Source organism: Nitratireductor kimnyeongensis (assembly GCF_019891395.1).
Taxonomy (GTDB): Bacteria; Pseudomonadota; Alphaproteobacteria; order Rhizobiales; family Rhizobiaceae; genus Nitratireductor; species Nitratireductor kimnyeongensis.
The window spans coordinates 2,581,663-2,607,748 of the sequence record NZ_CP078143.1; the positions used below are offsets into that span (position 1 = coordinate 2,581,663).

General features: G+C 56.5%; 39 protein-coding genes. 37 read left to right on the forward strand and 2 right to left on the reverse strand.

What is annotated here, in order from left to right:
• The 14 genes from KW403_RS12255 to KW403_RS12320 all read left to right on the forward strand — a co-directional run bounded on the left by KW403_RS12255 (position 1) and on the right by KW403_RS12320 (position 8,595).
• Complete coding sequence (locus KW403_RS12255) at positions 1-1,116, forward strand: S49 family peptidase (RefSeq protein ID WP_223019759.1); 1,116 nt, start codon at positions 1-3, stop codon at positions 1,114-1,116.
• Between the two features lie 16 nt (positions 1,117-1,132).
• Positions 1,133-2,353, forward strand: coding sequence for a phage major capsid protein (locus KW403_RS12260; RefSeq protein ID WP_223019760.1), 1,221 nt, complete (start codon positions 1,133-1,135; stop codon positions 2,351-2,353).
• Positions 2,354-2,424: 71 nt separating this feature from the next.
• Complete coding sequence (locus tag KW403_RS12265; protein ID WP_223019761.1) at positions 2,425-3,276, forward strand: hypothetical protein; 852 nt, start codon at positions 2,425-2,427, stop codon at positions 3,274-3,276.
• Positions 3,277-3,284: 8 nt separating this feature from the next.
• Positions 3,285-3,581 (forward strand): hypothetical protein, encoded by a 297-nt coding sequence (locus KW403_RS12270; RefSeq protein ID WP_223019762.1) that lies wholly within the window; start codon positions 3,285-3,287, stop codon positions 3,579-3,581.
• Between the two features lie 86 nt (positions 3,582-3,667).
• Positions 3,668-4,093, forward strand: coding sequence for a hypothetical protein (locus KW403_RS12275; protein ID WP_223019763.1), 426 nt, complete (start codon positions 3,668-3,670; stop codon positions 4,091-4,093).
• Positions 4,080-4,430, forward strand: coding sequence for a head-tail connector protein (locus tag KW403_RS12280; protein WP_223019764.1), 351 nt, complete (start codon positions 4,080-4,082; stop codon positions 4,428-4,430). The genes KW403_RS12275 and KW403_RS12280 overlap by 14 nt, the downstream gene beginning before the upstream one ends.
• Positions 4,423-5,043 (forward strand): hypothetical protein, encoded by a 621-nt coding sequence (locus KW403_RS12285; protein WP_223019765.1) that lies wholly within the window; start codon positions 4,423-4,425, stop codon positions 5,041-5,043. Before KW403_RS12280 ends, KW403_RS12285 begins: the two co-directional genes overlap by 8 nt.
• The gene (locus KW403_RS12290) at positions 5,040-5,231 is read left to right on the forward strand and encodes a hypothetical protein (RefSeq protein WP_223019766.1); all 192 of its coding nucleotides are present in this window, start codon (positions 5,040-5,042) and stop codon (positions 5,229-5,231) included. The genes KW403_RS12285 and KW403_RS12290 overlap by 4 nt, the downstream gene beginning before the upstream one ends.
• Entirely contained in the window at positions 5,215-5,598 is a 384-nt protein-coding gene (locus KW403_RS12295) for a head-tail adaptor protein (protein ID WP_223019767.1), read from the forward strand. The genes KW403_RS12290 and KW403_RS12295 overlap by 17 nt, the downstream gene beginning before the upstream one ends.
• Positions 5,598-6,074 carry an HK97-gp10 family putative phage morphogenesis protein gene (locus KW403_RS12300; protein ID WP_223019768.1) on the forward strand — a complete coding sequence of 159 codons (477 nt, stop codon included), beginning with the start codon at positions 5,598-5,600 and terminating at the stop codon, positions 6,072-6,074. Before KW403_RS12295 ends, KW403_RS12300 begins: the two co-directional genes overlap by 1 nt.
• 3 nt (positions 6,075-6,077) lie before the next feature.
• Positions 6,078-6,494, forward strand: a complete 417-nt coding sequence (locus KW403_RS12305; protein ID WP_223019769.1) for a DUF3168 domain-containing protein — start codon at positions 6,078-6,080, stop codon at positions 6,492-6,494.
• Positions 6,495-7,577: 1,083 nt separating this feature from the next.
• Complete coding sequence (locus KW403_RS12310) at positions 7,578-8,015, forward strand: phage tail tube protein (RefSeq protein ID WP_223019770.1); 438 nt, start codon at positions 7,578-7,580, stop codon at positions 8,013-8,015.
• Positions 8,015-8,386: a gene transfer agent family protein gene (locus KW403_RS12315; protein ID WP_223019771.1), complete on the forward strand. Its 372-nt coding sequence runs from the start codon at positions 8,015-8,017 to the stop codon at positions 8,384-8,386. Before KW403_RS12310 ends, KW403_RS12315 begins: the two co-directional genes overlap by 1 nt.
• Positions 8,387-8,442: 56 nt before the next feature.
• The gene (locus KW403_RS12320; protein WP_223019772.1) at positions 8,443-8,595 is read left to right on the forward strand and encodes a hypothetical protein; all 153 of its coding nucleotides are present in this window, start codon (positions 8,443-8,445) and stop codon (positions 8,593-8,595) included.
• On the opposite strand, the gene KW403_RS12325 is transcribed toward KW403_RS12320, so the two are convergent.
• On the reverse strand, positions 8,592-8,909 hold the full coding sequence (locus tag KW403_RS12325) for a hypothetical protein (RefSeq protein ID WP_223019773.1): 318 nt from the start codon (positions 8,907-8,909) through the stop codon (positions 8,592-8,594). The two genes, KW403_RS12320 and KW403_RS12325, sit on opposite strands and share 4 nt — an antisense overlap.
• A gap of 20 nt (positions 8,910-8,929) precedes the next feature.
• Here KW403_RS12325 and KW403_RS12330 point away from each other — a divergent pair, with 20 nt between their 5' ends.
• The 9 genes from KW403_RS12330 (at position 8,930) to KW403_RS12370 (ending at position 19,074) form a co-directional block, all read left to right on the forward strand.
• A complete protein-coding gene (locus KW403_RS12330) occupies positions 8,930-11,041 on the forward strand; it encodes a tape measure protein (protein WP_223019774.1) in 2,112 nt (703 codons plus the stop codon).
• Positions 11,038-11,658, forward strand: a complete 621-nt coding sequence (locus KW403_RS12335) for a hypothetical protein (protein WP_223019775.1) — start codon at positions 11,038-11,040, stop codon at positions 11,656-11,658. Before KW403_RS12330 ends, KW403_RS12335 begins: the two co-directional genes overlap by 4 nt.
• A gap of 2 nt (positions 11,659-11,660) precedes the next feature.
• Positions 11,661-12,308 carry a baseplate hub domain-containing protein gene (locus KW403_RS12340; RefSeq protein ID WP_223019776.1) on the forward strand — a complete coding sequence of 216 codons (648 nt, stop codon included), beginning with the start codon at positions 11,661-11,663 and terminating at the stop codon, positions 12,306-12,308.
• Between the two features lie 3 nt (positions 12,309-12,311).
• Entirely contained in the window at positions 12,312-12,722 is a 411-nt protein-coding gene (locus KW403_RS12345) for a DUF6950 family protein (RefSeq protein WP_223019777.1), read from the forward strand.
• Between the two features lie 66 nt (positions 12,723-12,788).
• Positions 12,789-15,755, forward strand: coding sequence for a phage tail protein (locus tag KW403_RS12350; protein ID WP_223019778.1), 2,967 nt, complete (start codon positions 12,789-12,791; stop codon positions 15,753-15,755).
• Positions 15,756-15,799: 44 nt separating this feature from the next.
• On the forward strand, positions 15,800-16,042 hold the full coding sequence (locus KW403_RS12355) for a hypothetical protein (protein WP_223019779.1): 243 nt from the start codon (positions 15,800-15,802) through the stop codon (positions 16,040-16,042).
• Positions 16,032-17,435 carry a hypothetical protein gene (locus KW403_RS12360; protein WP_223019780.1) on the forward strand — a complete coding sequence of 468 codons (1,404 nt, stop codon included), beginning with the start codon at positions 16,032-16,034 and terminating at the stop codon, positions 17,433-17,435. Before KW403_RS12355 ends, KW403_RS12360 begins: the two co-directional genes overlap by 11 nt.
• 2 nt (positions 17,436-17,437) lie before the next feature.
• A complete protein-coding gene (locus tag KW403_RS12365) occupies positions 17,438-17,863 on the forward strand; it encodes a hypothetical protein (protein WP_223019781.1) in 426 nt (141 codons plus the stop codon).
• Positions 17,864-18,099: 236 nt separating this feature from the next.
• On the forward strand, positions 18,100-19,074 hold the full coding sequence (locus KW403_RS12370) for a hypothetical protein (protein ID WP_223019782.1): 975 nt from the start codon (positions 18,100-18,102) through the stop codon (positions 19,072-19,074).
• On the opposite strand, the gene KW403_RS12375 is transcribed toward KW403_RS12370, so the two are convergent.
• A complete protein-coding gene (locus KW403_RS12375; RefSeq protein ID WP_223019783.1) occupies positions 19,067-19,258 on the reverse strand; it encodes a hypothetical protein in 192 nt (63 codons plus the stop codon). The genes KW403_RS12370 and KW403_RS12375 overlap by 8 nt on opposite strands.
• A 150-nt stretch (positions 19,259-19,408) precedes the next feature.
• Between KW403_RS12375 and KW403_RS12380 the strand changes: the two genes are divergently transcribed.
• The 14 genes from KW403_RS12380 (at position 19,409) to KW403_RS12445 (ending at position 26,070) form a co-directional block, all read left to right on the forward strand.
• Entirely contained in the window at positions 19,409-20,191 is a 783-nt protein-coding gene (locus KW403_RS12380) for a lysozyme family protein (RefSeq protein WP_223019784.1), read from the forward strand.
• A complete protein-coding gene (locus KW403_RS12385) occupies positions 20,191-20,421 on the forward strand; it encodes a hypothetical protein (protein WP_223019785.1) in 231 nt (76 codons plus the stop codon). The genes KW403_RS12380 and KW403_RS12385 overlap by 1 nt, the downstream gene beginning before the upstream one ends.
• A 182-nt stretch (positions 20,422-20,603) precedes the next feature.
• Positions 20,604-20,921: a hypothetical protein gene (locus tag KW403_RS12390; RefSeq protein ID WP_223019786.1), complete on the forward strand. Its 318-nt coding sequence runs from the start codon at positions 20,604-20,606 to the stop codon at positions 20,919-20,921.
• Between the two features lie 159 nt (positions 20,922-21,080).
• Positions 21,081-21,503 carry a hypothetical protein gene (locus tag KW403_RS12395; protein WP_223019787.1) on the forward strand — a complete coding sequence of 141 codons (423 nt, stop codon included), beginning with the start codon at positions 21,081-21,083 and terminating at the stop codon, positions 21,501-21,503.
• Positions 21,469-22,836 (forward strand): hypothetical protein, encoded by a 1,368-nt coding sequence (locus KW403_RS12400; RefSeq protein WP_246637767.1) that lies wholly within the window; start codon positions 21,469-21,471, stop codon positions 22,834-22,836. Before KW403_RS12395 ends, KW403_RS12400 begins: the two co-directional genes overlap by 35 nt.
• Positions 22,833-23,018, forward strand: coding sequence for a hypothetical protein (locus KW403_RS12405; RefSeq protein ID WP_223019788.1), 186 nt, complete (start codon positions 22,833-22,835; stop codon positions 23,016-23,018). Before KW403_RS12400 ends, KW403_RS12405 begins: the two co-directional genes overlap by 4 nt.
• Positions 23,019-23,085: 67 nt before the next feature.
• Positions 23,086-23,718: an HD domain-containing protein gene (locus tag KW403_RS12410; protein ID WP_246637768.1), complete on the forward strand. Its 633-nt coding sequence runs from the start codon at positions 23,086-23,088 to the stop codon at positions 23,716-23,718.
• Entirely contained in the window at positions 23,715-23,906 is a 192-nt protein-coding gene (locus KW403_RS12415) for a hypothetical protein (RefSeq protein WP_223019789.1), read from the forward strand. The genes KW403_RS12410 and KW403_RS12415 overlap by 4 nt, the downstream gene beginning before the upstream one ends.
• Positions 23,903-24,100 (forward strand): hypothetical protein, encoded by a 198-nt coding sequence (locus KW403_RS12420; RefSeq protein ID WP_223019790.1) that lies wholly within the window; start codon positions 23,903-23,905, stop codon positions 24,098-24,100. The genes KW403_RS12415 and KW403_RS12420 overlap by 4 nt, the downstream gene beginning before the upstream one ends.
• On the forward strand, positions 24,097-24,327 hold the full coding sequence (locus KW403_RS12425) for a hypothetical protein (protein WP_223019791.1): 231 nt from the start codon (positions 24,097-24,099) through the stop codon (positions 24,325-24,327). Before KW403_RS12420 ends, KW403_RS12425 begins: the two co-directional genes overlap by 4 nt.
• 190 nt (positions 24,328-24,517) lie before the next feature.
• On the forward strand, positions 24,518-24,697 hold the full coding sequence (locus tag KW403_RS12430) for a hypothetical protein (protein ID WP_223019792.1): 180 nt from the start codon (positions 24,518-24,520) through the stop codon (positions 24,695-24,697).
• Positions 24,694-24,966, forward strand: coding sequence for a hypothetical protein (locus tag KW403_RS12435; protein WP_223019793.1), 273 nt, complete (start codon positions 24,694-24,696; stop codon positions 24,964-24,966). The genes KW403_RS12430 and KW403_RS12435 overlap by 4 nt, the downstream gene beginning before the upstream one ends.
• Positions 24,963-25,568: a hypothetical protein gene (locus KW403_RS12440; protein WP_223019794.1), complete on the forward strand. Its 606-nt coding sequence runs from the start codon at positions 24,963-24,965 to the stop codon at positions 25,566-25,568. The genes KW403_RS12435 and KW403_RS12440 overlap by 4 nt, the downstream gene beginning before the upstream one ends.
• Before the next feature lie 292 nt (positions 25,569-25,860).
• Positions 25,861-26,070 carry a hypothetical protein gene (locus KW403_RS12445; RefSeq protein WP_223019795.1) on the forward strand — a complete coding sequence of 70 codons (210 nt, stop codon included), beginning with the start codon at positions 25,861-25,863 and terminating at the stop codon, positions 26,068-26,070.
• Positions 26,071-26,086: the final 16 nt, after the last annotated feature.

Here is a 26,086-nt window from a genome sequence, read left to right on the forward strand (position 1 = left end):
ATGAAATTTCAAAACACTTTGGCAGCTTTTGCTGCCGAGCCGTGGGCGATTCAGCGCGAAAAACTTGCTGTTTTGGCCGATATTCTGGTTGCCCGAGCGGATGGCGAAAAGTTTGTGCCATCCGACTTTGCGGCCGCAATTTCCGACGCGCGTGCCAAGGAGGTGGCAGAAACGGACGGATCCGTTGCCGTCATCCCGATTCATGGCGTTCTGGCCGACAAGATGGACGCATTTTCCGCCATGAGCGGAGGCACGTCCTATCAGGGCATCAAGCGCGCGCTTTACAAGGCACTGTCGAGCGATGACGTCAAGGCGATCATTCTAGACATCGACAGTCCAGGTGGTTCCGTTCCTGGAACGGATGAGCTTGCTAGCGAAATCCGGAAGGTACGAGGCGGAGAAAAGCCAATCATCGCGCAGGTAAACAGCCTTGCAGCCAGTGCGGCGTACTGGATCGCGGCGCAGGCCGACGAAATCGTTGTGACTCCGTCCGGCCGAGCCGGTTCCATCGGGGTTTACACGGCGCATGATGACCTTTCCGCTGCAATGGAGCGGCGCGGTATCAAGCGCACGTATATTTCCGCCGGCAAGCACAAGGTCGAGGGCAACGAAACCGAGCCGCTTAGCGAAGATGCGCTGTCCTACTATCAGGGCATGATTGATCGGTCCTACGGCAAGTTCGTTTCTGCCGTAGCAGCGGGCCGCGGTGTCAGCAAAAGCGAGGTTGAGGACCGTTACGGGCAGGGGCGCGTGTTTTACGCGGAATCGCTCATTGACCGCGGCATGGCTGACCGCATTGCGACGCTAGACGAAACGCTTGACCGTTTCGGCGCACAGACCGAGCCGGATTATGTCCGGCGCATCAAGATTTCCAACCGTTCGCGTGCAGAAGCCGCGGAGGTTCTGGCCGCCAAGCTACGCGCTGGCGAGCCGATAACGAAACGTGAGTTTGAACACGGCCTCAAGGGACTTGTTGGCCTTTCAAACTCAGAGGCAGAGCGGGCCGCTCGGCTCTACCTCAAGGAGGATCAGGGGGAACCTGATGGCGATGCGGATGCTGCTGTTTCGGCGGCACTAGATCGGCTGCTTGCCGAAACGAAAACATTCAAAATCTAACCATTAGGAGGCCACTTTGGCTGATAATGAACTTGCCACCAAGATTGGTGAGCTTGGAAATTCGCTTGCCGCTATCAAGGAAACCGTTGGCAATCTCGGTTCCGACCTGACCGCAAAGGTTGAGCAGGGAGCTTCTGTTAGTCAGGAGCTGAAGGACAAGACCGACAAGGCGCTGTCCGAGCTTGGCGATGTAACCACGCGCCTTTCCGACCTTGAGCGCCGCGCTGCGCGTGAGACCGAGGCTGTCGAGCGAGGCTTCAAGAGCCTGGGCCAGGCGTTCATTGAGTCCGAGAAGTTCCGCAGCACGGATGTGACCGGCGGCTGGCGCGGTTCCATTCGCGTTCGCTCTGAGAACGCCGCAATCACTTCTTACCCGGCAACGGTTGGTAGCAACACGTCCGTTGGCACGTCGCTTGTGCCGGCAGATCGTCAGGCTGGTATCGTTCGCCTTCCGATGCAGAAGTTCACAATCCGTGATCTTGTCGCCACGGGACGAACTGAGTCGAACTCCATTGAGTACACGAGGCAGGTTAGCCGCACCAACAACGCAGCCGTTGTAAGTGAAGGCGAAACCAAGCCGTACTCGGATCTGACTTACGAGCTTGAAACTGCACCGGTTCGCACCCTTGCGCACCTCTTCAAGATTTCGCGCCAGATGATGGACGATGCTCCATACATGATGAGCGAGATTGATGCGGAAGGCACTTACGGCCTGAAGTATGTCGAGGAAATGCAGATTCTGAAGGGTGATGGTACGGGCCAGAACCTCCACGGCATTATCCCGCAGGCCACTGCGTTCGCACCGGCCTTCAATCCGGAAGGTGAGACTGCAATCGATCGCCTGCGCCTTGCGGCTCTGCAGACGGTGCTTTCGCTTTATCCGGCCTCTGGTTTCGTTCTCCACCCAACTGATTGGGCGCGAATCGAGACCACGAAGGACAACGAGGGGCGCTACATCGTCGGCAACGCGCTTTCCCCGATTGGTCCTCGCCTATGGGGTCTGCCTGTCGCGGAATCGATGTCGATGACACCCGGCACGTTCCTAACCGGTGCATTCAACATCGGCGCGCAGATTTACGACCGCATGGGTGTTGAAGTTCTGCTCTCTACCGAGAACGCGGATGACTTCGAAAAGAACCTGGCAAGCGTTCGCATCGAAGAACGTCTCGCGTTCGCCGTGAAGCGTCCGCTGGCGTTCGTCACGGGCGACATCGATACGCTCACCTCTGCAGCCTAACGGCTAGTGAGACCAAAAGAAGGGCGCCGCATGGCGCCCTTCTTATCCCACCATGAACAGCGAGGAGTGACATGGCTGCTTCTTGTGGTGCGCTGGCGAAGGCGCCTGAAAACCGACCGATGCTGATAAAGAGTTGCCCTGATTGCGGTGCTGATGTGTATGGCGTGACTGCGCATAGGCAGTTCTGCAATGAGTGCAAGGAAAAGCGCAAGCGCGACCGACACATTCGGGCGGCTGAAAAGCAGCGGCGAAAGAAGGGCATCCCCAAGGTAAAGGGAGCGACCTTCACTTGCGAAGAATGCGGTGAGGACTTCACGCCAACTTCCAAAAGTCGCCAACGATATTGTTGCGAATGTGGACCTAAAGTCGCCCTGCGTTCCGCGAGGGAGCGGTCATTCCTGAACGACAATGATGGTTCCAGGCTTAGGGTCGGCAGGGAATGCAAGTGCGCGCATTGTGGAAGCAAATTCACCGTTATGACGAAAGGCGCGAGACACAAATATTGTGAGGAGTGTCGAGAGCTAAGCGACCAGAACAAGCTGCCACACAACCGGGCCGCGGGGCGTTCTTGGCGCAAGCAGAAGAGAGCATCTGACCCCAAGTTTGTTCTAAATGAAATCATGCGCCGCAGCGTCTCTCGCGTTCTCAATGGAAGTAAGGGCGGGCGGTCATGGGAATCCCTTGTGGGGTACACGGTGGAGGAACTGCGCGAACATCTGGAGCGCCAGTTTCTGCCGGGCATGACATGGGATAACCGCGGACTTAATGGCTGGCACATAGATCATATACGGCCGATTTCATCTTTCAGCTACACGAGCTCAGACGATCCTGAATTCAAGGAATGCTGGGCATTAACGAACCTGCGCCCGATGTGGGGCAGTGAAAACATTCGCAAAAAAGACCAGCGCATTTACTTGATTTAGGAGTTCACATGCAGATTCGAGCACTGAAGTCGTTCTATGGCGAGGGCAAATCAACGGATGCTGGCGACATTATCGACGTCCCGCATAACCGTGGACGCCAGCTTATCGCCAAAGGCTACGCAGTTGAAGTTGGCGGCGAGCCGGTAGTGCCACAGGCGAAGCCGGAGGCGGAAGGTGATTCCGACCCTTTCGTGGAGCGCCAGACTGGTGGCTCGACTGGCGAGGACAAACAGCCGTCTGCATCGCAGGAGGACCGTCCGCAGCGGAAACGCCGGTCGACCTCGCCAAAGGACGATGCCGAGTAATCGCAATCAATAGCTCATGGCGATTGGCGCCATGGGCTGATGTTCTTTACGGCTGCGACGCTGCCTGGTGGCAAGTAAATAACGGCGTGCCTGATTTTCAGGGCATGCGTGTGACGCAGGGCGATTACGTCCCACCGCGAGGCATTGATGTGCATCGCGTGCAGATCGTACGTCATGACGATGAAATGCGGCTAGACCGGTTCGGGCATATCGGCTGGGGCGGCAATTCTGGATTTCAAGCTTTGAATCTGGCGGTTCAGTTTGGCGCAAAGCGGGTTGTTCTTGTCGGTTATGATATGCATCTCGATGCCGGTGTGCATTGGCACGGTCGCCACGGTGGAAGGTTGTCAAACCCTACGTCTGCAAACGCGCGCAGTTGGCGCAAGCGCTTGGATGACGTTGCTGGCACTCTTGCCGGAATTGGCGTCGAGGTGCTGAACACATCGAAGATTAGCGCGCTGCAAAATTACCGAAAAGTGGATTTTGAGGAGGCAATCAATGCCACTGCTTGATCTTGCGTTGGTGAAACGCCACCTCAGAATTTTTCATGACGATGAAGATACGGAGGTTGCGGCGTATCAAGCCGCAGCCGAAAACATTGTTACAGAATACCTTGACCGCGTCGTTTACGCGGAGGGTGGTGCGCCACCCTCCGGCGACGATGGAACAGCCATAGAGGTTACACCCGCCATCACGGCGGCAATTCTTTTGGTGACCGGCGACCTTTACGAGTATCGCGAGGCGGATCCGGATTCCAAAGGTGACGCTGTCCTTCCTCGATCCGTTCGCGCCTTGCTTGCACCTTTTCGCGTGTGGCGCACGGTCGATCCGGATTATACCGATGAATAAGCCCATAACCGTAGCTTGCGTGTTGCGGTCGGGCGGAGATTTCAAGCCGGAGCACGTCGAACGGCTGCATCGAGACGTTACGCGCCACACCGACTGCCGGTTCGTGGCGCTGAGTGATGTGGCGGTGAAATGCGAGCACATCCCGCTCGCAACGCAATGGCCGGGGTGGTTGGCAAAACTGGAACTGTTCCGCCCTGGTTTGTTCGACGGGCCGGTTGTTTATCTGGATCTCGACACGGTAGTCGTTGGCGACCTGTCATTCCTGGCGCGAAAGGCTGATGGCTTCTCGATGCTGTCAGATTTTTATCACCCGAAAATTCCGGCGTCTGGCGTCATGTCGTGGCGCGGTGATTACAGCCATGTCTTCGAGCGGTTCAGCGAGTCGCTGGTGCCGCAATACAGGAACCTGCAGCCCAACCGCGGAGATTGCGGATGGATTGTCCAGCAGGCGGGTGACATTGACCGCATTCCCGATGATGGCCGCGTGGTGAGCTACAAGGTTCATGTCGCACGCAACGAGGGGCCGCGATCGAGGGGCAACGGAAAAATTCCGGATGCGGCGCGGGTGGTTTGCTTTCACGGCAAACCGCGACCATGGGAGGCTTGGCCTTGAGTTGGATCCGAATTACTGAGGCTTGGTCGTGGAAGCCAAACCCGCAGACCACGATAGATTATCCGCCTGGGGAATATAACGTGCCGCGCTCCTGCGCGACGATGGCCGTGGCTTCCGGCAAGGCGGTTCGCTTGCGCAAGACGAACAAAGACGTTGGCGTGGAGGCTGCGGATGGCGAGGAAGCGTAAAGGCGCTGGCGCTCTGAACCACCTCGTGACGTTCCAGCGGCGCGTTGTCGAGAGCGACCCGTACGGCAACGAACGCGGTGCGTGGCAAGACGAATTCACGGTTCCTGCTAGGCTGAAGCCGAAGATGGGCAGCGAAGAAGTCACGGCCTCCCGACTGCAGGGCATCCAGCCTTTCATTATGACGGTTCGCAGCAGCGCCGAAACACGCCAAATCACACCGGCGTGGCGAGCTTACGATGCGCGTGAAGGCTTGATCGACGGCGACGTGCAGACGCCGGCGCGAGCTTTTGACATCAAGACCGCGGCCAATATCGATGAACGCAACGCGTACATCGAAATGCTGGTTGTCGATAGCGGCGCTGTGTAATGGCCAAGACGGTTACGATCAAGGGCTTGAAGAGCCTGGAGGCAAAGCTGAAGCGCCTGCCACCTGCAGCCGAAAAGCGCATCAAAGAAGCGATGGAAAAGGGCGCGGGCGAAATCGTCGCCATGATGAAGAGCCTAGCACCCGTCGACCAAGGCGACCTTCGCGATAGTATCGGCTGGACGTGGGGAGACAAGCCAAAATACAGCCAGGCATTGGCTAAGGTGAAGTCGGCAGATGGCAGGTTAGCGATAACGGTCTATGCCGGCAATAGCAAAGTCAGATATGCCCATCTTGTAGAATTCGGCGCCGCGCCGCACATAGCGGGCGGCATGTTTGAGGGTGCGCAGCACCCAGGCGCACCAGCGCAGCCCTTCTTTTACGTCAGTTGGAGGGCTCTGCGGCGTAGAACGAAGTCCCGCATTACGCGCGCGATTACAAAGTCAGCCAAGGAAGTCGCAGCAGGCAAAGGGGCTTGATCCATGGATCCCACACTCGAGTTGCAAGGTGCCATCGTGCAGCGCCTGCGTTCCTTTGCACCACTTACAGCGCTCATCGGCAATCGCGTTTATGACGAGGTTCCAACTGATGACAGTGGCGCTGTGAGCGCGGCGCGATTTCCCTATGTAAGCATCGGGCCAACCGCGTCCATCAGCGATGATGCGGACTGCGTCTTTGCAGATGATATCACTTTTCAGATCGACGCTTGGTCGATTGATGTCGGCATGCCGGAGGTCCGCAATATCGCTTATGCGGTTCGGCAGGCGTTCCGCGGGTTTGAGATCGTGTTGACGCAAAACGCGCTTGTCTCTTTCGAGCATGAGCGCACGCAGTACATCAGGGACGGCAATGTGAAACACGCCGCCATCAGGTTTACGGCGCTGACAGAGTCGCCTTGAAACAATAATTACAAGCTACCATATTAGGCGGGCCGAGACGGTGCTCGAACACCGAATCAGCCCTAACCAATAACGCTAATAGAGGTAGCGGTATGGCTGACCATATAAGTAGTGCGTGTTCCAATAATTCTCAATCCATCAATGAAAAGAAATGCGCATCATGCGGTGCGGAATTTCGTGCTAGAAATTCTCGGCACAAATACTGCGGCGAGAAATGCGCTAGACACGCGGAAAACCAACGAAGAAGGTCTGGCGATGCGGTCGGGTCCATCATTCACTGCGCGGGTTGTCATCGCCCTGTAAAGAAAACAGGGGCGACCATGACCTTTTGCCGTGATTGTATCAGAAGTCGAAAAAGCCAGAGGACACTCGCGGCTTATCACCACAAGCGCGGTGAACAAGGTAAATTGACCGTAGGTGCCACAATAAGATGCTGTGACTGTGGTGGAGAGACACTATATACTGGTGGTCGCAACAAGCGATGCCTTAAGTGCCAAAAGACCCGTAGAGAAAACAGGTACTTTATTGAGAAGGGTACAAACCCCGATTACAAGCCAAAAGGTGAGATAATACCGTGCCGTATTTGCGGCACTAAGTTTGCGCGCAGGTCTCATAACAATATTTACTGCAGCGCTGCGTGCTATTGCGATGCTGATTCTGAGGCTCGCAATGCTCGAGCGGAACGGCATCGGGAGAAGCGAAGTCGGGATATTCATTATATACTGTCATCGCGTATTTCTTCTGGAATCCGCAGCGCATTAATCTCAGGTAAGGATGGGCGCTCATGGGAGAGGATACTTGGCTACTCCAGAAGGGAGCTGGCTTCCCACCTTGAGAGGCAGTTCTTACCAGGGATGTCTTGGGAGAATATAGGTGAATGGGAAATTGACCATATCGTTCCAAAGTCTTCCTTCAAGTATGAAACCTATGAATGTCCCGAGTTCAAAGAAGCTTGGGCCATAACCAATCTTAGGCCACTGTGGGCAGAAGAGAACAGAAAGAAACACGCTAAATTGGTATACATGATTTAGCTATAATCATTTATATGGCCGCCGCGAGCGGCCTTTATTATAGGAGGGCACAATGGCCCAGGCGACAACTATAAAAGGTGGTAAGGTGCGCGTTTTGCTCTCTGACGGCGACAGCCCGGAGGTTTTCTCCGCGCCTTGCGGTCTCACACAGCGCGCAGTGACGCTTTCCAAGGCTTTGAACGAGGTATCAATCCCGGATTGCCTCGATCCAGATAAGGTCGATTGGCTGGGCCGGGATGCCGCATCGCTTTCCATGGCGATTTCGGGCGAAGGCGTTCTCGCATCGGAATCCATTGAAGCGTGGTTCGACGCTGCCGAAAGCATCGACTCAGTGAATGTTAAGGTGGAAATCGAATTCCCTGCCACGACTTACACCTATACTGGCAAGATGCATGTGGAATCGCTCGAGATTGGCGGCAACAACGGCGAGCGCGCCACAGTCAGCGTTTCGATGCAGTCTGACGGCGAGATGGTCCGGACATCAGCCTAATGTCGCGTGACGCTAGTATTGAACTGGCATTTGCGGATGGTGATTACACCTTCCGCTTGCCATGGGGGAAACTGGCCGAACTTCAGGAGAAGTGCGATGCCGGCCCTTACGTGGTTCTGCGTCGCCTTTACGACAACACCTGGCGCATCGAAGATATCTCTCAGGTTATCCGCCTCGGCCTGATTGGTGGTGGAACGAAGCCCGCCGATGCCCTTGCGCTGGTGCGTCGCTATGTTGAAGAACGGCCTCCGCTGGAGAACGTCATGCTCGCGCAGGCCATACTCAGCGCTGGTTTGATGGGGGCGCCGGAGGAAAAGGTGGGGGAGGACGAAGGGGAGGCGGAAGCGGTCGCAACAAAGGCGAGCGAATAGACGACCTCCCCAACGGCAAAATACGGTTCGCGTCGATCTACGGCAATGCAGCCGTGATGGGTTTTACGCCACAACAAGTCAATGAGATGAGCGTCTGGCAATATCTTGCGGCGGTTGACGGCTATATGGCTGCGCACGCTGGCGAGCAGGATGGGTTGTCCGGCAGCGAAGTCGATGAGTTGTGGGAATGGATGCAGGAAAAAGATTAACGTATACCTTTAACCCTGCATTGAGCGTGTGCAACTCCATCGCTTCTTTGTATTGAGGCTTTTTCATAAACGAAATCGTTTGCGGGGATGGTGCTGATTAGCACCTTCCCTATGTCTATTGCCTTCATATCTTTGTTCATAAAAGCGCAGTTAACAAAGACAGATCTCAAGTCATCGTTGGTGTTATTGCTCACCTTAAACACCAGCTCGGACACGCCGCCGGCGGCTGTGAAATTCTCAATATCAATATCTATCTCGCCTGCGCTCACAGCGCTGGAAGCAATTACGGCTACCAGTAGAACTAGTGCTCGCATGCGATCCTCCGGGGTTATGCATGGCCAAGACCGATCTAGAAAGACTTGTAGTTCAACTTAGCGCTGACGTCAAAAAATATGAAAATGCCCTCAGAAAGGCAATGGGGCAAACGAATAGTACGGCACACCGTATTGAAAAGCGCTTTTCGAAGATGAACTCGGTAATATCTTCAAATGCAGCTCGCCTTGGTGGAGTTATTGCCGGCGCATTTGCCGGGGGGGCGGCTGTGCGTGGTGCTAGGGAGCTAATAGACACCGCAACCAGAATCGAAAATGCGCTCAAGGTAGCGGGTCTTTCCGGAGAAGAGCTTACCACAGTCTATGACAAGCTATACGAGAGCGCGCAACGAAATGCCGTTCCATTAGAATCTATGGCCATACTTTATGGTCGAATCGCTCAGGCACAAGATTCTCTGAACGTATCACAGCAGGAGATGACGAACTTCACCGATAAAATCGGTGTTGCCCTGCGTGTCGCTGGAACCTCTGCCCAAGAGGCCAGTGGAGCGCTACTTCAGCTTAGTCAGGCTCTTGGATCTGGTATTGTCAGGGCAGAAGAATACAATTCTATCAACGAAGGCGCGCGACCTATTCTTCAGGCTGTGGCCGCGGGTCTTAAAGAGGCAGGCGGATCAGTCGCGACGTTGCGACAACTAGTGGTAGATGGAAAAGTTTCATCAGAAGCGTTTTTTCGCGCATTTGAAGCCGGATCATCAATCCTAACAGAGAAGGTAGCTAGAGCGGAGCTTACGGTTTCGCAAGGGTTCGTTCGTCTTCAGAATGTCCTTGTAAAGACTGCAGGGGAACTAAACAAGGCCACAGGTGCTAGTGATAAGACTGGTAAAGCTTTGGAGAGACTGGCAATCGCTGTTGAGGCGATCGGTGAATATATGCTCCGAGTTGCCAATGGACCGATAGGTACGTTCATTGGCAAGATTGGCGAGCTAGACGCCGCCGCCAAAAGGCTAATTGAGACATTAAGCTACTTCACGCTTAATGACGAAATTTTGGGGGCGGTTAGCGACATTGTGGCCCCAAGGCAGGAACTTTCTGAACAGGCAATCAAGGATTACGCGGCACGGAACGGTATAGGTTCACGCTCAAGAACGACTGAAAAGACATCTAAGCCTTCTGCGCCGATAAATGAAATTTCCCTGGAAGACTATAAAGTCAAAGATAAGGACTCCAGCAAAGGTAAAGCGAAGCAGCGCGCCGACGATTACGAACGTCTTGCGAAGCGTATCGCCGACGCGGCCGCTGCTACGGTGGTCGAGACCGAAGCCCAGCGCCAACTTAATCCGCTCATTGACGACTATGGCTATGCCGTGGAGCGTGCGCGCATCCAGCAAGACCTGCTAAATGCCGCTAAGGAACAGGGCAAGGAAATTACGCCTGCGCTGCGCGATGAGATCAACCAGCTTGCGCACCAATACGCTACGGCAACGGTTGAGGCCGCAAAGCTTGCCGAAGAGCAGGATAAGATCCGCGAGAAGGCGGAAGAGCTCGCCGAGTTCAACAAGGATCTGGCGCGAGGCATCATCGATGGATTCATTGAGGGTAAGGACGCAGCTGATATCTTCGCGGATGCGCTAAAGAAGGTCGGCGACCGGCTGATCAATGATGTTCTGGATGGCCTATTTCAGATTCAGAACATGCAGGGCGGCCTTGGCGGTATCTTCCAGATGCTTGGCGGCCTGTTCGGTTTTTCGGGCGGTGGTTTCGTATCCGGAACAGCCATGCGCGCCGTTATGGGCGGCGCCGGCGGCCTTTACGACAAGGGCGGTTACACTGGCCCAGGCGGCAAGTATCAGCCAGCAGGCGTGGTTCACAAAGGCGAGTACGTCTTCAGCAAGAGGGCTGTCGACCGCATCGGTGTCGGCAATCTCGAGGCCATGCATCGCAATTTGAAGGGCTATGCGGAAGGCGGCTTCGTTGCGCCTTCAATGCCAATGTTGAAGTCAAGCACGGCGAATGCCGGAGAGACTTATGCACCTCAGTACAACATCGATGCGCGGGGCTCCGAGGCTGGTGTTGAGAAAAAGATTGCGGCTGCTTTGCGAGAGTATGACCGCGGCAACTATCAGCGCTTCCTCGCCAATATGGGGAACGCCAGAAAGAGGAATGCACTTTGACAGCCTTCCCCTTTACCCACCCGCATATTCGCTTCACGCATTCGCGGTTCAGGCTTCAACGGGTTGTTGCGTCTTCTCCGTCCGGAGCTGGGCGCATCAACTTCACCGAAACTGCAGATCCGACCTGGACGATCCAGTTCACGAGCGTCCCCTTGCGGGAGAGCGAGCTTGCGGAAATTGCCGCGTGGTGGAGCCAATTCCGGGGCGGCCTCAAATCCACTCTGGTAACGCAGAATGTCACTTGCCGGCCATTTGCTCACAGCAATCCCGCACAGGCCGCTCCTGCGCAAGATGCGGGCGTTCTGGACGGTGTTTCGGGTGGCAATGTTCTGGCAGTGAGCGGCGTGTCGCCTTCACTGGTGCTCCAGCCTGGCGATCTGCTTGGCTTGGAACGCCTGACCTTCCGAGGACTCCACCGCGTAATCGCCGTTTCGGGTTCCGGAACCAGCCGATCGATCACGGTTGAGCCTCCACCGCGCTCCTATGTGGCGCAGGCCGGCGCTGTGGTGCGCTTTGAACAGCCGGAACTCAACATGCGGTCTCCGGTGGACAGTTGGTCCGTGTCGGAGGGCGCGCGACCAGTGGTGTCGTTCTCATTTGTCGAGAGCAGGGTTTAGAAATGGCACTCCCCACAGTCGTTCAAGACCTATTGGATGAAGGCCGCATTGCCATTCGCGGGCTTATGAAGTTCCAGTTCGGCACCGGCACCTATGGTTTTGCAAAATCGGACCAGCCGATTGAGTGGAATGGTCTGACCTATCAACCGGGTGGCATCATCAAGGTGTCGGACCTCCCCGGAGGCACGGGCACCACGGCGCGGCAGTTCACAATTGAGCTTGCGGAATCGCCCGACGATGGGCTGACGCCGGATGTGCTCAAGACCATTGAGGCGGAGGATTATCGCGACCGGCCCGTCACCATTTACGATGCGTTCTTTCATCCGGATACCGGCGCACTCCTGCACGTCGAGGCATTGCGGCGCGGATATATCGACCAGCTTTCGCACGAGGAAGACCCGGAAGAGGGTTACAAGCTCATTGCCGACTGCGAAACACGGGCGCTTGATTACACCCGCACGAATGGTCGCAAGCGCAACATGGCGGATCAATACCGGCGCGTGGATGGCGACAATTTCTATGTGAATGCCGCCCTTACTGGCAGGCAAGACATCCGTTGGGGCAGAGCAACCTCCTCTCCGAAGAGGGCGCGGGGCTTCGGGTCCATTCAGGGCTTCATTGATGACATCAACAAGCGTCTCGGAATCTAGCCAATGATTGAACGGGTTCCTGATTGGGAAAAGCGCCTCAACGAGGTGATTGAAAAGCACATGGCACTGCCAAGCGAATATGGCGTGTCTGACTGCTACCTCATTCCTGCCGATGCTTTTGAGGCCATTACCGGCGAGAAGCTTTATCCCGGCGTTCGATACAAGACGGAAGCCGGAGCCGGTAAGCAGCTTCGCAAGCGCGGGTTTGAGACCGTGGAAGACGCTTTCCGCGCTCGCCTGCCAGAGATAGGCCGATTGATGGCCCAGCGCGGCGATCTGGGCGTTGTGGAGCGCGATGGCGTCATCTCCGGGGGTGTCGTTACCTCCATCGGATTTGCGACGCGTGGCGAACGCTCGCTCGAGTTCTTGCCGGCCACCGAGGTGAAGACGGCGTTTCAGGTAGGCGACCGCTAACCGCCACCAACCACAGACAATCAGACTGTTTAACGCGGGCGCATAGCGCCGCGCGGAGGGTAACTCATGCCTTTTATTGGTGCAGCGATTGGCGCAGTTGTCAGCGCTGTTGGCGCGGTTGCGTCGTTCATCGGTGGCCTTGGCTTTCTTGGCAAGCTTGTAATTGGCATCGGCCTGAACCTTGCCGCTTCCGCGCTCCTGAAGCAGAAGCAAAAGGCCCCAGAACCGACCGGCGTCAAGATTCACACCGAATACGGCGCAGACGTGCCGCGCCAAGTCGCCTGTGGCTTGGTGGGCATTGCCGGTCATGAGATCCACGTCAACACGTTCGGCAATGACAATGGCTGGCTGCAGGACGTCTACCAGCTATCCGATTATCCCTGCACCAGCCTTGAGCGTGTCGCGATCAATGGCGAGTGGGTGACGCTCGATGCCCCGCAGGCCAACGGATACCGCAAGGTTACGTCTGGCGAGTATGCGAACCTGGCATGGATCAAGTTCCATGACGGCACACAGGTTACGGCAGACCCCGACCTGGTGGACAATGCAAACCCAATCGATCGGTGGGGTGAAAGCTGTGTCGGTGTTGGGTGCTCCTATGTCATCGTCAAGGCGAAGTACGACCGCGAAAAGACGGTCGGAATGCCGGATGTGTTCTTCGAGTTCAAAGGCGCCAAGCTCTATGACTGGCGCAAGGATTCAACGGTGGGCGGCACAGGCCCGCATCGCTGGAACGATCCTTCCACCCATGAGTGGACCGACAATCCGATTGTGATCGACTACAATTATCGGCGCGGGCTATCGGTCAATGGCGATCTGTTCTGTGGCATGGAGATGCCTGCAAGCGATCTGCCACTCGACAAGTTCACGGCGGCGGCAAACGTCTGTGATGAGATTGTGGAGGGCGAAAAGCGCTATCGGTGCTCGATCCTTCTGGATTGCACCGCCACCCATGGGAACAACATCGAATCCATCATGAAGGCGTGCGGCGGTGTCGTGATCGATGCCCCGGACGGTTCCTGGCCGATGATTGGTGCTGCCCAGCCAGTTGTTGCCACGATCACCGATGTTGACCTTGTCGTGGGTGAACCGGTGCGCTGGCAGGCCAAGCGGTCGATGGCCGAACTGGTCAATTCAATCTCCGGCACGCATCCGGATCCAAGCCAGTTGTGGTCGATGGTGGGTTATGACCCGGTGGTGCTGGACAGCGCTATCGTGGTAGACCGTCGCACCCGCGATCTGGTCATGGACTTCCCCACGGTCACGAGTGCACGGCAGGCTAAACAGCTTGCATCAATCTATGCAGCCGAGAACCGTCTGGAGGCTACGGCAGAGATCACGCTCCGGCCGCGCTGGCGTGGTCTGAAAGCCGGTGACTGGATCACTTGGCAGTCGGACCGTTACGGCACGCTCACCTATCTGGTGACGGAATCCACGCTTTACTCTCTGGATAGCCAGGGGCCGCGCAATGTGCGGATTGCGCTCCAGCAACGCGATGCTTCGATCTATGACGCGGTGACGGTACCGGTGCCTGTGGTGCCGTATCCGCCCGGAAAGCCGGTCTACCTACAAGAGGTCCAGAACCTGCAGCTTGCGGGGGTAACGGCAGGCTCTGGCACCAAGCTCATGCCGGCCATTCAGACCTCATGGGATGCAATCGAAGACGTGACTGTTGTCGGTGTCGAACTGGAATGGTGGCCGACCGACGATCCGGTGTCTCGCGTAAGTATGACCGTTGCGGATGATCAGACCATTGCGGTTCTGACGGAAGCGGTGGTTTCGGACACGGAATATCAGGTTCGAACGCGGTTGCTGACCAGCCCGCAAAGGCCGATTGCATGGTCGGCGCCAATGGCGGTGACGACACCGGACCAGCCGTTCACGGATGTGAGTGTCGACTATGAAGCCATCGGTGAATTCGTCAACGAGGCAACTGACTGGATAGGCTGGAACACGCGCGAAGAGATCGAGCGTGCCCGACAGAACATCATTTTAGACATTGAGCAGGATGCCGCCAATTACCTCGACAAGCAGCAGTTGCGGCGGGAATTGGCGTCCACCACAGGCGATATGAACGCCCGTTGGGGCGAAGACATCACGCTCATAACTGGAGAGCAGTTTGCCCTGTCACAGCGCTTGGAAGAGTTCCAAGCCGAAACAGAAGATGATTTCACAAACATAACGAACCTGTTCTCGGCAGAGATTTCCCGTGTCGATGGCGATGTGACCGCGAACTCAAATGCCCTCACAGCGCTGACCGCTCAGGTTGATGATGTTTCTGCTGAAGCAAACTTCAGGATGGAGGTTACTGCTGGGGCGTCGGGTTATGCATCCCGTATCGGGGCGCAGGCTCGTGTTGGGGGAACGGGTAATTGGCGCTCAGCGGCATGGTTCCTCGATGTACCGTCTGACGATCAGGAGCCAACCCGGTTTGCTGCAATCGCTGATCAGTTCGTGTTTTCTGACGGAACAGACGTATTCCGCCCGGTCGTCATTGAGAACGGGGCGCTCTATGCGGACCAGCTCTTTGTTGATTGGGCAAAGATTCGCAATGTCTCTATCGGCACGGCGCAAATTGCAAATGGCGCGATCACTGATGCAAAGATCGCCAATGCCGCGATTACCAGCGCAAAGATTGCTGATCTCTCAGTCGATACACTCAAGCTCGCAGGTGACGCCATCAATGTTACCAACAGCGCATACACGGCTGGGGCAATATGGGTTTCCTTCTCCCAGACCGATGTTCAGTCGGTAACGCTGAATGTCCCGGCAGATGCGCTGTTCGTGCGATGCATTTTCACTGCGCAGACGAGCAACGTGAATTACACGCCCGTATTCAATTTCTATGTTGATGGCAACTTCCTCCTTACTGACACCGTTTCGCGGTCACCATTCCAAGTCGAGTTTGTCTGGATGACCCCGACGCCGGGAAACCACACTTTTCTGGTGAAGATGTTTGCGAACGGAGCCGGGCCAGGTACCGGGTGGGACGTTTCGCATCGTCGGCTTCATGCGGCAGCTCAACGGCGATAATCGCTCACCCCTAACCGCTTAAACACCACAACACCGGACATTCCATGACTGACCAGCCGAAGAAGCAGGTCAGCCCGATGGCTGCTGCCGTCGAGTTGACCGCGCTCAACGAGTACTTCCGAAACCGCAACCTCATGCTGGCGGATGCGCTGGAGCGCAAGCAGCAGGAACTGGACGCCATGCAGACGGAGGTCGACCGACTGACCAAGATCAACGGCCAGCTTCAGGATGCGGCGGCGAAGAGCACTGCCAAAGGCAAGATCAAGGATTCGAGCGATGCCACTTGATATTGATGCTTCCTACTACAAGACAGGTACAGCTACCGTTGCGGCTGACGATACAGCTGTAACGGGGCAGGGCACCTCTTGGGCGCAGTCTGTGAGGCCGGGTGATCTGTTCGGCACGCATGTTGGCGATCCTGTTCGCATTGCTTCGGTCAACAGCAACACATCCCTTACACTGGCATATCCTTGGAAGGGACCAGCACAAACCGCAGCGGCATATGAGATCCAGTTCACGCCGTACGACACCGGCTATCAGGCGGCGGTGCGAGAACTGCTTCAGATGCTTGCATCAGGTAATGTCGAGGCACTGGCTGGGTTGGTGGGGGCGGCTGGCACGTTCCCCATCTTCACCGGGCCCGGCGCAATGGATTTGGCGGACCTGAGTGACTACGCCGGTGATGTCGTTGGTCCAACAAGCTCGACCGATAGCAACGTAGCGCTGTTTGATGGTGCAACAGGCAAGCTGCTGAAGGATGGGTTTCCGGCTGGAACCACCGGCAAGGCCGTTTTGGCTGCGGGAAGCACTGGGGCTGCTCAAGACGCTATAGGTGCGAGCTCCACCGGTAAATCACTCTTAACAGCGGCAAGCGCATCGGCGGCTAGAAGCACGCTTGGGCTGGCGTCGATTGGGGGGATGCGTAACAAGTTGATCAACCCACTTGGGGTCGTAAACCAGCGTGATTACACCAGCGGTGCTACGACTAGTAGTGCCAACCAGTACACCGTTGATAGGTGGCGCGTTGTTGCTTCCGGGCAATCGCTTTCTTGGACCCAAGCGGCGGGTGTTCGCACCTTTACGGCACCTGCGGGTGGTGTTGAGCAGGTGATTGAGGGTGGGGCTATTCTATCTGGAACATACACGCTTAATTGGGAAGGCACCGCTACTGCAACTGTGAATGGGGTAGCGCGCGCAAAAGGCGAGTCATTTCCCTTGACCGGAGGGGCAAACGTCACTGTGCGTTTTTCCGCTGGTACATTCTCAAAGCCGCAACTCGAGGTAGGTAGTTCCCCCACAGAATTCGAGGTGCGCCATCCGGGGCTGGAATTGGAGTTATGTCAGTGGTATTATCGGCGGGTTAAAGCATCAGATAGCGCAAGCAATTGGTGCAGATTTGGAACAGGTGTATGTTCCACAAATTCCCTTTCCCATGTGATCATTCCCTGGAATATGATGCGGGTCAATGGATCCTTGGAAATCAGTAATGAAACTCACTTTACCATTTCGAAGTCGGTGGGCGTTACTGGTTCAATCACGTTTTCGCTTTCAGACCTTTCAAACGGCAGTTTTGGGTTGTCTTGGAACTCACCTGCGGGGAGCTTCGCCGCAGGGGAAGGGGCCATTCTATTGGCCTACAACAATAAACTGGCATGGATAGCGCGAGACGCGGAGCTTTAATTATGGAAGTACATGGTTATACAAAAAGCGGCTCGATTGACGTTACTATTGGTGGTTCTCGCTTGATCATTCCGGACGATTCCGCAAATCGGCATCGTCAGATGATTGCCGATTGGGAAGCGGAAGGAAACGCGATCCCACAGTTCGTGCCTGTCCAGCCGTCACTTGAGGAGAAGCGCGCCGCCGTGCCGACACTCTCAGCGCGTCAGTTCCGTCTTGGTTTGGTTGATGGTGGAATTGATCTGGCAGACGTGGAGACTGCCATTGCGGCAATCCCTGACCCGGTGGAGCGGCAAAGGGGGCAAGTCGAGTGGGAATACGCCACACAGTTCAACAGGCTGCACCCACTCGTCGTGCAACTCTCTTCTTCCCTTGGTCTGACTCCGGAGCAGGTTGACGCAATGTGGGAACAGGCGGCGGCGCTTTAGCCGGAGATAGTACATCTAGAAATGGCGCCAACGAGCGAGGCGTTGGGGTGTACGCCTCGAGGCTTGGGGCGCTCAAGGGGACAAGTTTCATTGAAAGCCGAAGATGTATCGCTTCTCAAGCGACTAGTGGCAAAGCGAGGGGTTCCGGCCATTATGGCCCCCGCGTGGGAGAGGCTTGACCCAACGGAGAAAATGTGATGCTCCGAGGCACCTAACCATTGCGAGAGGATATTTAGGTGCCCCAACTTCTGCTGCATATAGGAATTCCGCGAACTGCCACATCCTTGATCCAGAGTTTCCTTGCGAAAAATGCGGGGAGACTGCGGGCGAATGGAATCTTCCTAGGAAGTCGGCACCCTCGCGCCTTTGCAGAGACCCAAGCCATCTATGACGATGGAAGGAGAGGGGAGGAGCTCGCTAAGTCTTTGATCGATCGGTCGCAAGGAGCACACGCCATACTCCTCTCTGACGAGGATCTCTCTCGCAGGTTGCGGCTGGCACCTCTTTCAGATTTCGCGAAGCATTTTAGCGGAGTAAAGGTAATCGTGGCGCTTCGGCGGCAGGATCTATGGCTGGAGAGTTGGTATCTTCAAAACATCAAGTGGCAGTGGGATACTGCTCTAGCGAAGCTGACTCTTCGTCAGTTTCTTGACCGAAGGGATCAATTCCACTGGATAGACTACGACCTCTTGATGGGCAGGCTTTCCGAGTTTTTCGGAGATAATAACATCGTCCCGTTTGTCTTTGAAAAGGAAATGATGCCCGGAGGGCCTGTTACTCATTTTTGCCGGCTTCTTGGCATCAATTCCATAGACGGATGGACCAAGGGAGATAACGAAAATGTTAGCTTATCCCCCGTCTACGCCGAATTTCTTCGTCAGCTCCCTCTCCTGGATTTCCCCGATCCTATAAAGGTGCACTTGGAAGCCGCTTGTTTGGAAATCCACAAAGAAGCAAAAGATAACCTCTCACCCCGCGAATCTTCTCCGCTCTTGATTGAGCATGACGAGCGCCAGAGAATTCTCGATTCTTTTGAGAGCGGGAACCGTTCAGTTGCGCGGTCGTACTTCTCACGCGAAGCGTTGTTCTTGGAGGGTATGCCCGACCCGACGAGTGAGATTGGGCGGCTTGAGCTCCCACCGCCCAATGAGCTTATGTCGCGATTGGTCGCTCCATATGTGAAAGCTCTAGTTAAAAGGGTGACTAAATAGTTTTATGAAAATGGACGAAGCCTGTAACACCGGTTAGCTCAAGAGAGAGGGTTAGACGCCAGAAATGCGCACCCTCTTCTCCTAGCCTTAGCTCAGAAACCAGTCCATCCTGTTTGTGCTCCCTGAGTAGCGCGCCAAGCTCACGCATTTTCTCGTCCACTTTTTCTTGAAGTTCTGCGTCCATAGCCTGTCTCCTTGAGATGCAGTCGTTGGCTTGCCCCGCCTTGGCCGTGCAGTCAAGCCTCTGTTTAATCACATCGCTTTCGGAGACCCCATGCGCTCCTTCCTTACCTGACACCCCATAAACCACACCACCACAACACGGAAAACCACCATGGACAAAACCGTGCCAGCCGGCGCGGCGATTCTGCTCGACTTCACTCGCAAGACTGAAGTCGGAACAGAATCGCGGCGTGGCTACGACATTATTTATTCCAATAAGCAGCACCTGCTACCGAAGCCAATAACGAGCATGACCATCGCGGAGCTGCAGGGACACCAGCGCAAAGGCTGGCCGGCGCGCTCGACGGCGAGCGGCGGTTATCAGTTCATGCGCGCCACGCTTGCGGGGCTTCGCAAGGAGCTTGGCCTTGGCGACGGGCAGATATTCAATCCGGACCTACAGGACCGGCTTGGCTACCACCTATTGAAGCGGCGCGGTTATGAGGCATTCATGGCCGGTAAGATGAGCCGCACCGAATTTGGCAAACGGCTTGCGATGGAATGGGCTTCCTTCCCCGTGCTGGCAGACACCAAAGGACAGAAGCGCACCGTCCGGCGCGGGCAGTCCTACTATGCAGGAGACGGCTTGAACAAGGCGCTGGTTTCTCCGGATGCCGTTGAAGCGGTTCTGGATAGGGTAAGAGCGGCTGGAAACACTGCTCCCACGCCAACACCGCGCCCAGAACCCGAACCGGCCCCCACTGACGACAAGTCCGTCGCAAAATCCAAGCGCTTCTGGACCTGGCTAACCACGGGCGGCATTGGCGCCGTGTTCTCCGGTGTTGGCGCACTTGATCCCAATGTGCAGCTGTTGCTTGGCGGCGCGCTAGTCGTGTTCGCGGCATACGCCATCCTCACAATGCCGGCGGTTCGGAAGAAATTGGGGCTGACGTAATGCTGGCTTGGATCCAAAGCAAATTGGTCAAGTGGGCAGCGGCAGCCGGCGTCGTGTTGGCGCTGCTTACTGTCATCTATGGCAAAGGGCGGTCTGATCAAAAGGCCGCGCGCGCCAGAGACAGGCTGAAGGCCGTGGAGAAAGCCAGGAAGGTGGAGCATGAAATTGATGGCCTTGGCGCTACTGATATCGACCAGCGCCTTAATGAGTGGATGCGTGACAAGCGCTGAATATTGCGATGTGGCGCGCGCCATCCGGCCGTCTGTTGAGGACAGGCTGACAGGCGAGACAAAGCGTCAAATTCTTTCCGAGAACGAAAAACTTTCAAAACTATGCGGGGTGCGGCCGTGACCGAATCAACAATCTACTGGCACGCGGCCAGTTTTGTAATTGGCCTTAAGGGATTGATAGGATGACCGGCGGAGAACTTTCGGCGGTTGTATTGTTTGGAATCGCAGTCTTTGGCGCGATGTTCGGCGTGTGGAAATACGTCGAAGGCAGGATTGTTTCAGCCAAGACGGAAGCCGTGGAGCGTGCTGACGCCGCCCACCAGCTTGCCGCAAAGGCGCGCGATGAAATCGCTGCACAGCGCCTGCACACCGCGGAGGTGTACGTGACGAAGCAGGGCATGGTTGAGCAGACTAGCCAGATCATGCGCGCGATTGAAGCGGTGGCATCACGCATCGACGGTCTTTATGAGCGTCTGGACCGTTGGCACGACAACAAATAATGCGAATGCGCATGTCTGCGCTCCCGCAAAAGGCATGAATAGCCCCCTCTGGTTAGCGCCGGAGGGGGCTATTGTCGTTTCTGCTTGACAAAATATGCGAAATCGCATAATTTAAGAATACCACACACCACACCACGAACTGAGGACGAGATGATGAGATTGAGCGCAGAAGCTGAAAAGATGCTCGAACAAACGGCGCGAGTTGAGTCCGTTATTTGGATTCCTGGAGCCATCAGTGATCCGGACGTTATCCCAGAATCCTTTGAAGATTTTGTCGGGAACCTACCCGGCAATCCTGATGCACCACTTTATCGTCAGCTGCCTCAGATTGCGAGCTTTGCTGATGAAGGCGATTACCCTGATGTTTTAGACGTTGCCGGTCATCTGGTTGGGACTACCGGTTTTCTCATTCGCGCGGCAACCCCAATCATGAATCCATTGGGTGATGGCGGTGCCTTCCATTTCTCGTGGGGCTGCTACCGAACAGAATGGCTGTACGCAAAGTCCGAAAGCGACATTCTGCCAGTTGTCACCGCGTGGGTTGAAAGTGAGCGGCGCGCAGAGCGATCCTCTGCCGCCTAACCCCTCCAGCCCCACCACCTATTCCCGCACCACACACCACACACCTTTCACCACCACCACGAGGCAAACCTTGCCCACACCACCAATCGAGAACGACGCGCTTTTGCGCACCGTCGAGGCGCGTCAGGCGTCCAAGAACAACGTCGAGGCTGCGGCGGCGCTTGGCGTCGATGAGAAGACCGTGCGCCGGCATATGCGTCTAGCTGCGGAGCGCGGGATACTTGGAACTGAGCCGGTGCTGCCTGGGTATGCGATCAAGAGCATAGCCAGCAAGCAAGGCGACGCGTGGGTGAAGCAGACCCGCGAGCACGGCGAAGTATTCCAAGTTCCGGACGGCCATACGGCTAAGGGCTACAGCGCTCTTGTCGACGCGGACGGGCGCGTGATCCAGCAGTGGGTCAAAACGCGAGAGACGCCATCGGCTGTTGATATTGCGGATATCTTAGCGAAGCGCTTTGAGGCTTACACACCCGCTTCTCCTGCGGTGTTGAAGTCAACGTCTGGCGATTCCGACATCCACAATCTCATTCCGTGCAATGACTGGCATGTTGGAATGTTTTCGTGGGCGCGCGAGACTGACCAAAATTGGGATTTGAAGATTGGCCCGCGCGTCATTGGCGATGCGATAGATGAGGCCATAGCCCGTTCACCAAGCGCGCACACAGCCATTGTGCTTGGTGGCGGCGACCTTACTCATGCCGACAACAATGACAACCGCACAAAGAGATCCGGGAATGTTCTGGATGTTGATGGCCGGCATCAAAAGGTTGTCGAGACGGCTGGCGAGCTCATGGTGCGCACTGTAGACGCTGCGCTACACAAGCACGATCGCGTGAAGGTCCGAAACCTAAAGGGCAACCATGACGATGAAACTGCGCCGGCAATCGCGTGGTTCCTCAAGGCTTGGTACCGGAATGAGCCGCGTGTCGATGTGGACGTAGATCAGTCGCTTTTCTTCTACCACGAACACGGTCTTACAATGCTCGGTGCCACGCACGGTCACGCTGCGAAGCTCCGCGATATGCCTCAAATCATGGCGACGCGACGCGCAGAGATGTGGGGGCGCACTCGATACCGTTACGCGCACGGCTTCCACGTTCACCACAAATCCGGATTCGTAACCGAACAGGGTGGCGTTGTCTGCGAGTCGCATCAGGCACCCATCCCGCAGGATGCATGGCACTACGGCGCGGGGTTCCTTTCCGGGAGATCCATTCAAACCATCAGTTACCACAAGAGCTACGGCGAGTTTAGCCGCGTGCGGGTAGCAATTCTGGATGGTGCGCCGTCTGCCGCAAACGACAACCGCAAAGCAGAGGAGAGGGCGGCGTGAGAATCGAGATCCAACGCAATGAGACGAGTCAGCCGCTCATCTACGAAAGTGCGCTCAATGCCTACACGAAAGGGCCGATGTATTGCGTCCTGTTTGAGAAGGACGGAGCGCGCGTCACACACAAGTTTCCGCTGTGCAGCTTGTTTCGCGTCATCGAGGACTACTTGCCCAGCAAGAAATAAGCGGGAGAAAACCATGGGACTTCTAGAAGGTGGATCGTGGAAGGCCGAAACCTTCGGTCCGCTCCACATGTACGGCATTCACGGCGATAACGACAATGCGCCGGACCATATACCAAAATATGGGGCAAACGGCGGCCTTGTGCCTGCTGCGCGCACCGGCCAATTCATGCAGACATACAGCGGCCGCAAGTTTTGGCCTCTGGATCCGCGCGCGGAAGATGTCTGCATCCAAGACATCGCGCACAGCCTGTCGATGCAGTGCCGCTACGCCGGTCATTGCCAGCAGTTCTACAGCGTTGCTGAGCATTCCGTGCTTATCGCGCAGTGGCTGTTGGTTCAGGGCCACGGCGCAGAGGTGGCGCTTTGCGGTCTGCTGCATGACGCAACTGAGGCCTTCCTTGTCGATCTGCCGCGACCGGTAAAGGCGGACATGCCACGCTACAAGCAGGCGGAAATCCGATTGTGGCGCGTTATCGCGGATGCGTTTGACCTTCCGGAGGAAGTGCCGGCGATTGTGCACGAGGCTGACGATCGCATTCTGGCGGACGAGATCGCCCAAAACATGAGGTGGATGCCTTGGCATGACGAACACAAAAATCCGCTAGGTATCGAGTTGCAGTTCTGGACGCCGGAGGCATCAGAGGAGCAGTTCCTGCGCACTTACGGCAACCTGGTGATGGCGAGGGAGTGGGCGGCGTGACAATCCAAATTACCAAGAACTTCACGTTGCGGCGGGTTGCAGGGCAATTGACCGCAAATATTGGCCCGTTCTCGGAAGTGTTCACCGCAGCGCAGGCGCGCGACGCAGCCGAGGCATTCAACATCATGGCTGTGATGCTTGAGGCGGATGGGGATGTTGCGGATGTGGAAGAGGAGGAAGCGGAGTGAGCGAGATACCGGAAGATATTGAGGTGATGGCGCAGGCGGAGCTGGACAAAGGAGAGATGGCAATTGTCACCGTTGCTCGTGCCATCCTTGCTGAGCGCAAGAGGTGCGCTGAGATATGTGAGCGCATTGAGCATACCGGTGGCGGCATTGAGCACGCTGCAGATGCAATAATGGGGGAGATCGACATTCCATGACCATGTTCCCCGACACAACCCGCCGGCTGCTTGAGGCCGGCCACAATCCGCAGCCGCTCGAACGCGCGGCGATGGAAAACTTCATGGCGGTTGGCCGCCATGAGAAAGGGCATCTGGAGCGCGGCGCGATCTACGCTCCGGATATCGTAACCGAAGGTTTCTGGCGCGTGTTCCGCGAGGCAGCGCGTGTGCTGCGAGGCGGCGATAGAAAGATGGAGGCAGCTTGATGTACGAGCGCGAGGAGATGACCGGCCGAAGCCGGCACAGGGCGGATAAGTGCGGCTTGCTGATATTGCAGGTCGAGTGCTGGCGTCCCGGTCGTGCGCCAGACATTCCGTATTGGCGGGACGCCAAGGCGGAAGACCTTACCGTGAGCAACAGCATCCCGGATTGTGCAGCATGGGAAGGGGCGGTGTGATGGGCGAAAGAGAAAAGGCTTGTGGAGGTGGGTATCCAAGGTCTCTGTCGGCTGCTCTACGGCGCGCCTCTGATGTTGATGTTTCAGGCAACAAAATCGTTCTTGATTTCAAGAACCAAGACAACGCTGATGCGGCTTACGATTGGCTGCTTCACATTAAAGATTGGCGCAACCAATGAAACCCGGCGACAAGGTCATCTGCATCGATGACACGTTCCCGTCTGGCGTTGGCCCGCAAGGCATCCGCGCCGGTGGGGAATACACGGTGCGCAGCATTGGCACCGTCACGCATCCGCTCGACGGCACGTATCGCGGTGTGCGGCTTGAGGAAGTCGTGCGCGGTGAAGACCCGGCCGGCTATTGCGAGCCTGACCTGCCGTTCCGCGCAAGCCGCTTTCGGCCTGTAGTTTCGGGCGTCAGCAAGAAGGAATTGGAGGAGGTGGTATGACCCCCATCAACGACAACAACCCAACCCCAGCCAACCGCCCCGTCATGGTCGGCCTGACCGGCAAACGCAACGTGGGTAAGACGACGCTGGCCAATCTCTTGGAGGAGGAGTTTGGCTTCAACCGCATCCATGCGTTCGGCGCCGGTAAGGAGGCCGCACTGACCTGGTTCGCGGAGGCGACCGGCAATGTGGACCGTGCGGTGCGTATGGTCTATGGCGACCTGAAAGACAAACCGTGCGCAGACCTGCCTGGCGGTGTAGCGCCGCGCTACTTCCTGGAGAAGTTCGGCCACTTCATGGGCGTGGATTTGGGAGTCGACTGGACGCTGGCCGTCGAAATCAACAAGGCCCGCCGTGAAAGTCCACACGCGCCGATCGTCGTTGAATCGGTGGTCTATGAGGCGGAATGGTTCCGTCGTGCTGGTGGCGTCATTGTGCGGCTCGAGCGGCCGGATTTTAAAAGCCCGGAAGGCGTTGAGAGCGACGCGGCGCAGGGGCTCATTGATGCCGATGTGACAATCTCTGCCGGTAGCGTCGAAGAACTGGAGCAGGAAGGCCGGCGCTTGGTGGATTGGCTGGCTGGTGAGAGGAGGGCTGCTTGATGCAGAAGGCATACAGCAGGCTGCCGGGTTATCGAGGTTGTAGGTACGATCCATTATGCGGCTGGTTCGTGATCAGGAACGTGCGAGAGGCTGGATATACACCGCCGTCGCCACTTCTATATTGGTGCGTAACGAGCATGAATGCGGGGGAAATGATCTTCACCGAAACTCTGAGGGAGGCTAGGGAAATAGCTGCCACCGCGTCTGATGGTGTCGGGCTAGATAGGTGGAGGTGGGAGGCCAAGCAAGCAGGGTCGGCAAGGGTTCTTAGTTTCAAGGCTGCAAAGGCCGCATGACCACCGCCGAAGCTTACGAGCTGGCCGCCCGATGGCACGACAAGCAGGCGCAGGGATGCCGCGAGATTGCCGCAGACGAACCGCGCATCAGTGCCGAAATCCGAGAGCGCGCGCGTGAGGCCGCCAAGCACCACGCGGCCAGTGCGGCGGGGCTTAGGCTGGCCTCAACAAGAGAGCGACGGCTCAAGTTGCTATCGCTCCCATAGAGACAGGGCCGCGAGA

Excerpts from the sequence above, each read along its gene's own strand:
- KW403_RS12315 (WP_223019771.1), top strand. The coding sequence starts at position 8,015 with ATGTCGCGTGACGCTAGTATTGAACTGGCATTTGCGGATGGTGATTAC.
- KW403_RS12330 (WP_223019774.1), top strand. The coding sequence starts at position 8,930 with ATGGCCAAGACCGATCTAGAAAGACTTGTAGTTCAACTTAGCGCTGAC.
- KW403_RS12350 (WP_223019778.1), top strand. The coding sequence starts at position 12,789 with ATGCCTTTTATTGGTGCAGCGATTGGCGCAGTTGTCAGCGCTGTTGGC.
- KW403_RS12375 (WP_223019783.1), bottom strand. The coding sequence starts at position 19,258 with ATGGACGCAGAACTTCAAGAAAAAGTGGACGAGAAAATGCGTGAGCTT.
- KW403_RS12300 (WP_223019768.1), top strand. The coding sequence starts at position 5,598 with ATGGCCAAGACGGTTACGATCAAGGGCTTGAAGAGCCTGGAGGCAAAG.
- KW403_RS12280 (WP_223019764.1), top strand. The coding sequence starts at position 4,080 with ATGCCACTGCTTGATCTTGCGTTGGTGAAACGCCACCTCAGAATTTTT.
- KW403_RS12305 (WP_223019769.1), top strand. The coding sequence starts at position 6,078 with ATGGATCCCACACTCGAGTTGCAAGGTGCCATCGTGCAGCGCCTGCGT.
- KW403_RS12380 (WP_223019784.1), top strand. The coding sequence starts at position 19,409 with ATGGACAAAACCGTGCCAGCCGGCGCGGCGATTCTGCTCGACTTCACT.
- KW403_RS12390 (WP_223019786.1), top strand. The coding sequence starts at position 20,604 with ATGACCGGCGGAGAACTTTCGGCGGTTGTATTGTTTGGAATCGCAGTC.
- KW403_RS12285 (WP_223019765.1), top strand. The coding sequence starts at position 4,423 with ATGAATAAGCCCATAACCGTAGCTTGCGTGTTGCGGTCGGGCGGAGAT.
- KW403_RS12410 (WP_246637768.1), top strand. The coding sequence starts at position 23,086 with ATGTACGGCATTCACGGCGATAACGACAATGCGCCGGACCATATACCA.
- KW403_RS12265 (WP_223019761.1), top strand. The coding sequence starts at position 2,425 with ATGGCTGCTTCTTGTGGTGCGCTGGCGAAGGCGCCTGAAAACCGACCG.
- KW403_RS12355 (WP_223019779.1), top strand. The coding sequence starts at position 15,800 with ATGACTGACCAGCCGAAGAAGCAGGTCAGCCCGATGGCTGCTGCCGTC.
- KW403_RS12445 (WP_223019795.1), top strand. The coding sequence starts at position 25,861 with ATGACCACCGCCGAAGCTTACGAGCTGGCCGCCCGATGGCACGACAAG.
- KW403_RS12435 (WP_223019793.1), top strand. The coding sequence starts at position 24,694 with ATGAAACCCGGCGACAAGGTCATCTGCATCGATGACACGTTCCCGTCT.
- KW403_RS12320 (WP_223019772.1), top strand. The coding sequence starts at position 8,443 with ATGGGTTTTACGCCACAACAAGTCAATGAGATGAGCGTCTGGCAATAT.
- KW403_RS12270 (WP_223019762.1), top strand. The coding sequence starts at position 3,285 with ATGCAGATTCGAGCACTGAAGTCGTTCTATGGCGAGGGCAAATCAACG.
- KW403_RS12425 (WP_223019791.1), top strand. The coding sequence starts at position 24,097 with ATGACCATGTTCCCCGACACAACCCGCCGGCTGCTTGAGGCCGGCCAC.
- KW403_RS12255 (WP_223019759.1), top strand. The coding sequence starts at position 1 with ATGAAATTTCAAAACACTTTGGCAGCTTTTGCTGCCGAGCCGTGGGCG.
- KW403_RS12340 (WP_223019776.1), top strand. The coding sequence starts at position 11,661 with ATGGCACTCCCCACAGTCGTTCAAGACCTATTGGATGAAGGCCGCATT.
- KW403_RS12430 (WP_223019792.1), top strand. The coding sequence starts at position 24,518 with ATGGGCGAAAGAGAAAAGGCTTGTGGAGGTGGGTATCCAAGGTCTCTG.
- KW403_RS12310 (WP_223019770.1), top strand. The coding sequence starts at position 7,578 with ATGGCCCAGGCGACAACTATAAAAGGTGGTAAGGTGCGCGTTTTGCTC.
- KW403_RS12385 (WP_223019785.1), top strand. The coding sequence starts at position 20,191 with ATGCTGGCTTGGATCCAAAGCAAATTGGTCAAGTGGGCAGCGGCAGCC.
- KW403_RS12325 (WP_223019773.1), bottom strand. The coding sequence starts at position 8,909 with ATGCGAGCACTAGTTCTACTGGTAGCCGTAATTGCTTCCAGCGCTGTG.
- KW403_RS12440 (WP_223019794.1), top strand. The coding sequence starts at position 24,963 with ATGACCCCCATCAACGACAACAACCCAACCCCAGCCAACCGCCCCGTC.
- KW403_RS12295 (WP_223019767.1), top strand. The coding sequence starts at position 5,215 with ATGGCGAGGAAGCGTAAAGGCGCTGGCGCTCTGAACCACCTCGTGACG.
- KW403_RS12365 (WP_223019781.1), top strand. The coding sequence starts at position 17,438 with ATGGAAGTACATGGTTATACAAAAAGCGGCTCGATTGACGTTACTATT.
- KW403_RS12360 (WP_223019780.1), top strand. The coding sequence starts at position 16,032 with ATGCCACTTGATATTGATGCTTCCTACTACAAGACAGGTACAGCTACC.
- KW403_RS12345 (WP_223019777.1), top strand. The coding sequence starts at position 12,312 with ATGATTGAACGGGTTCCTGATTGGGAAAAGCGCCTCAACGAGGTGATT.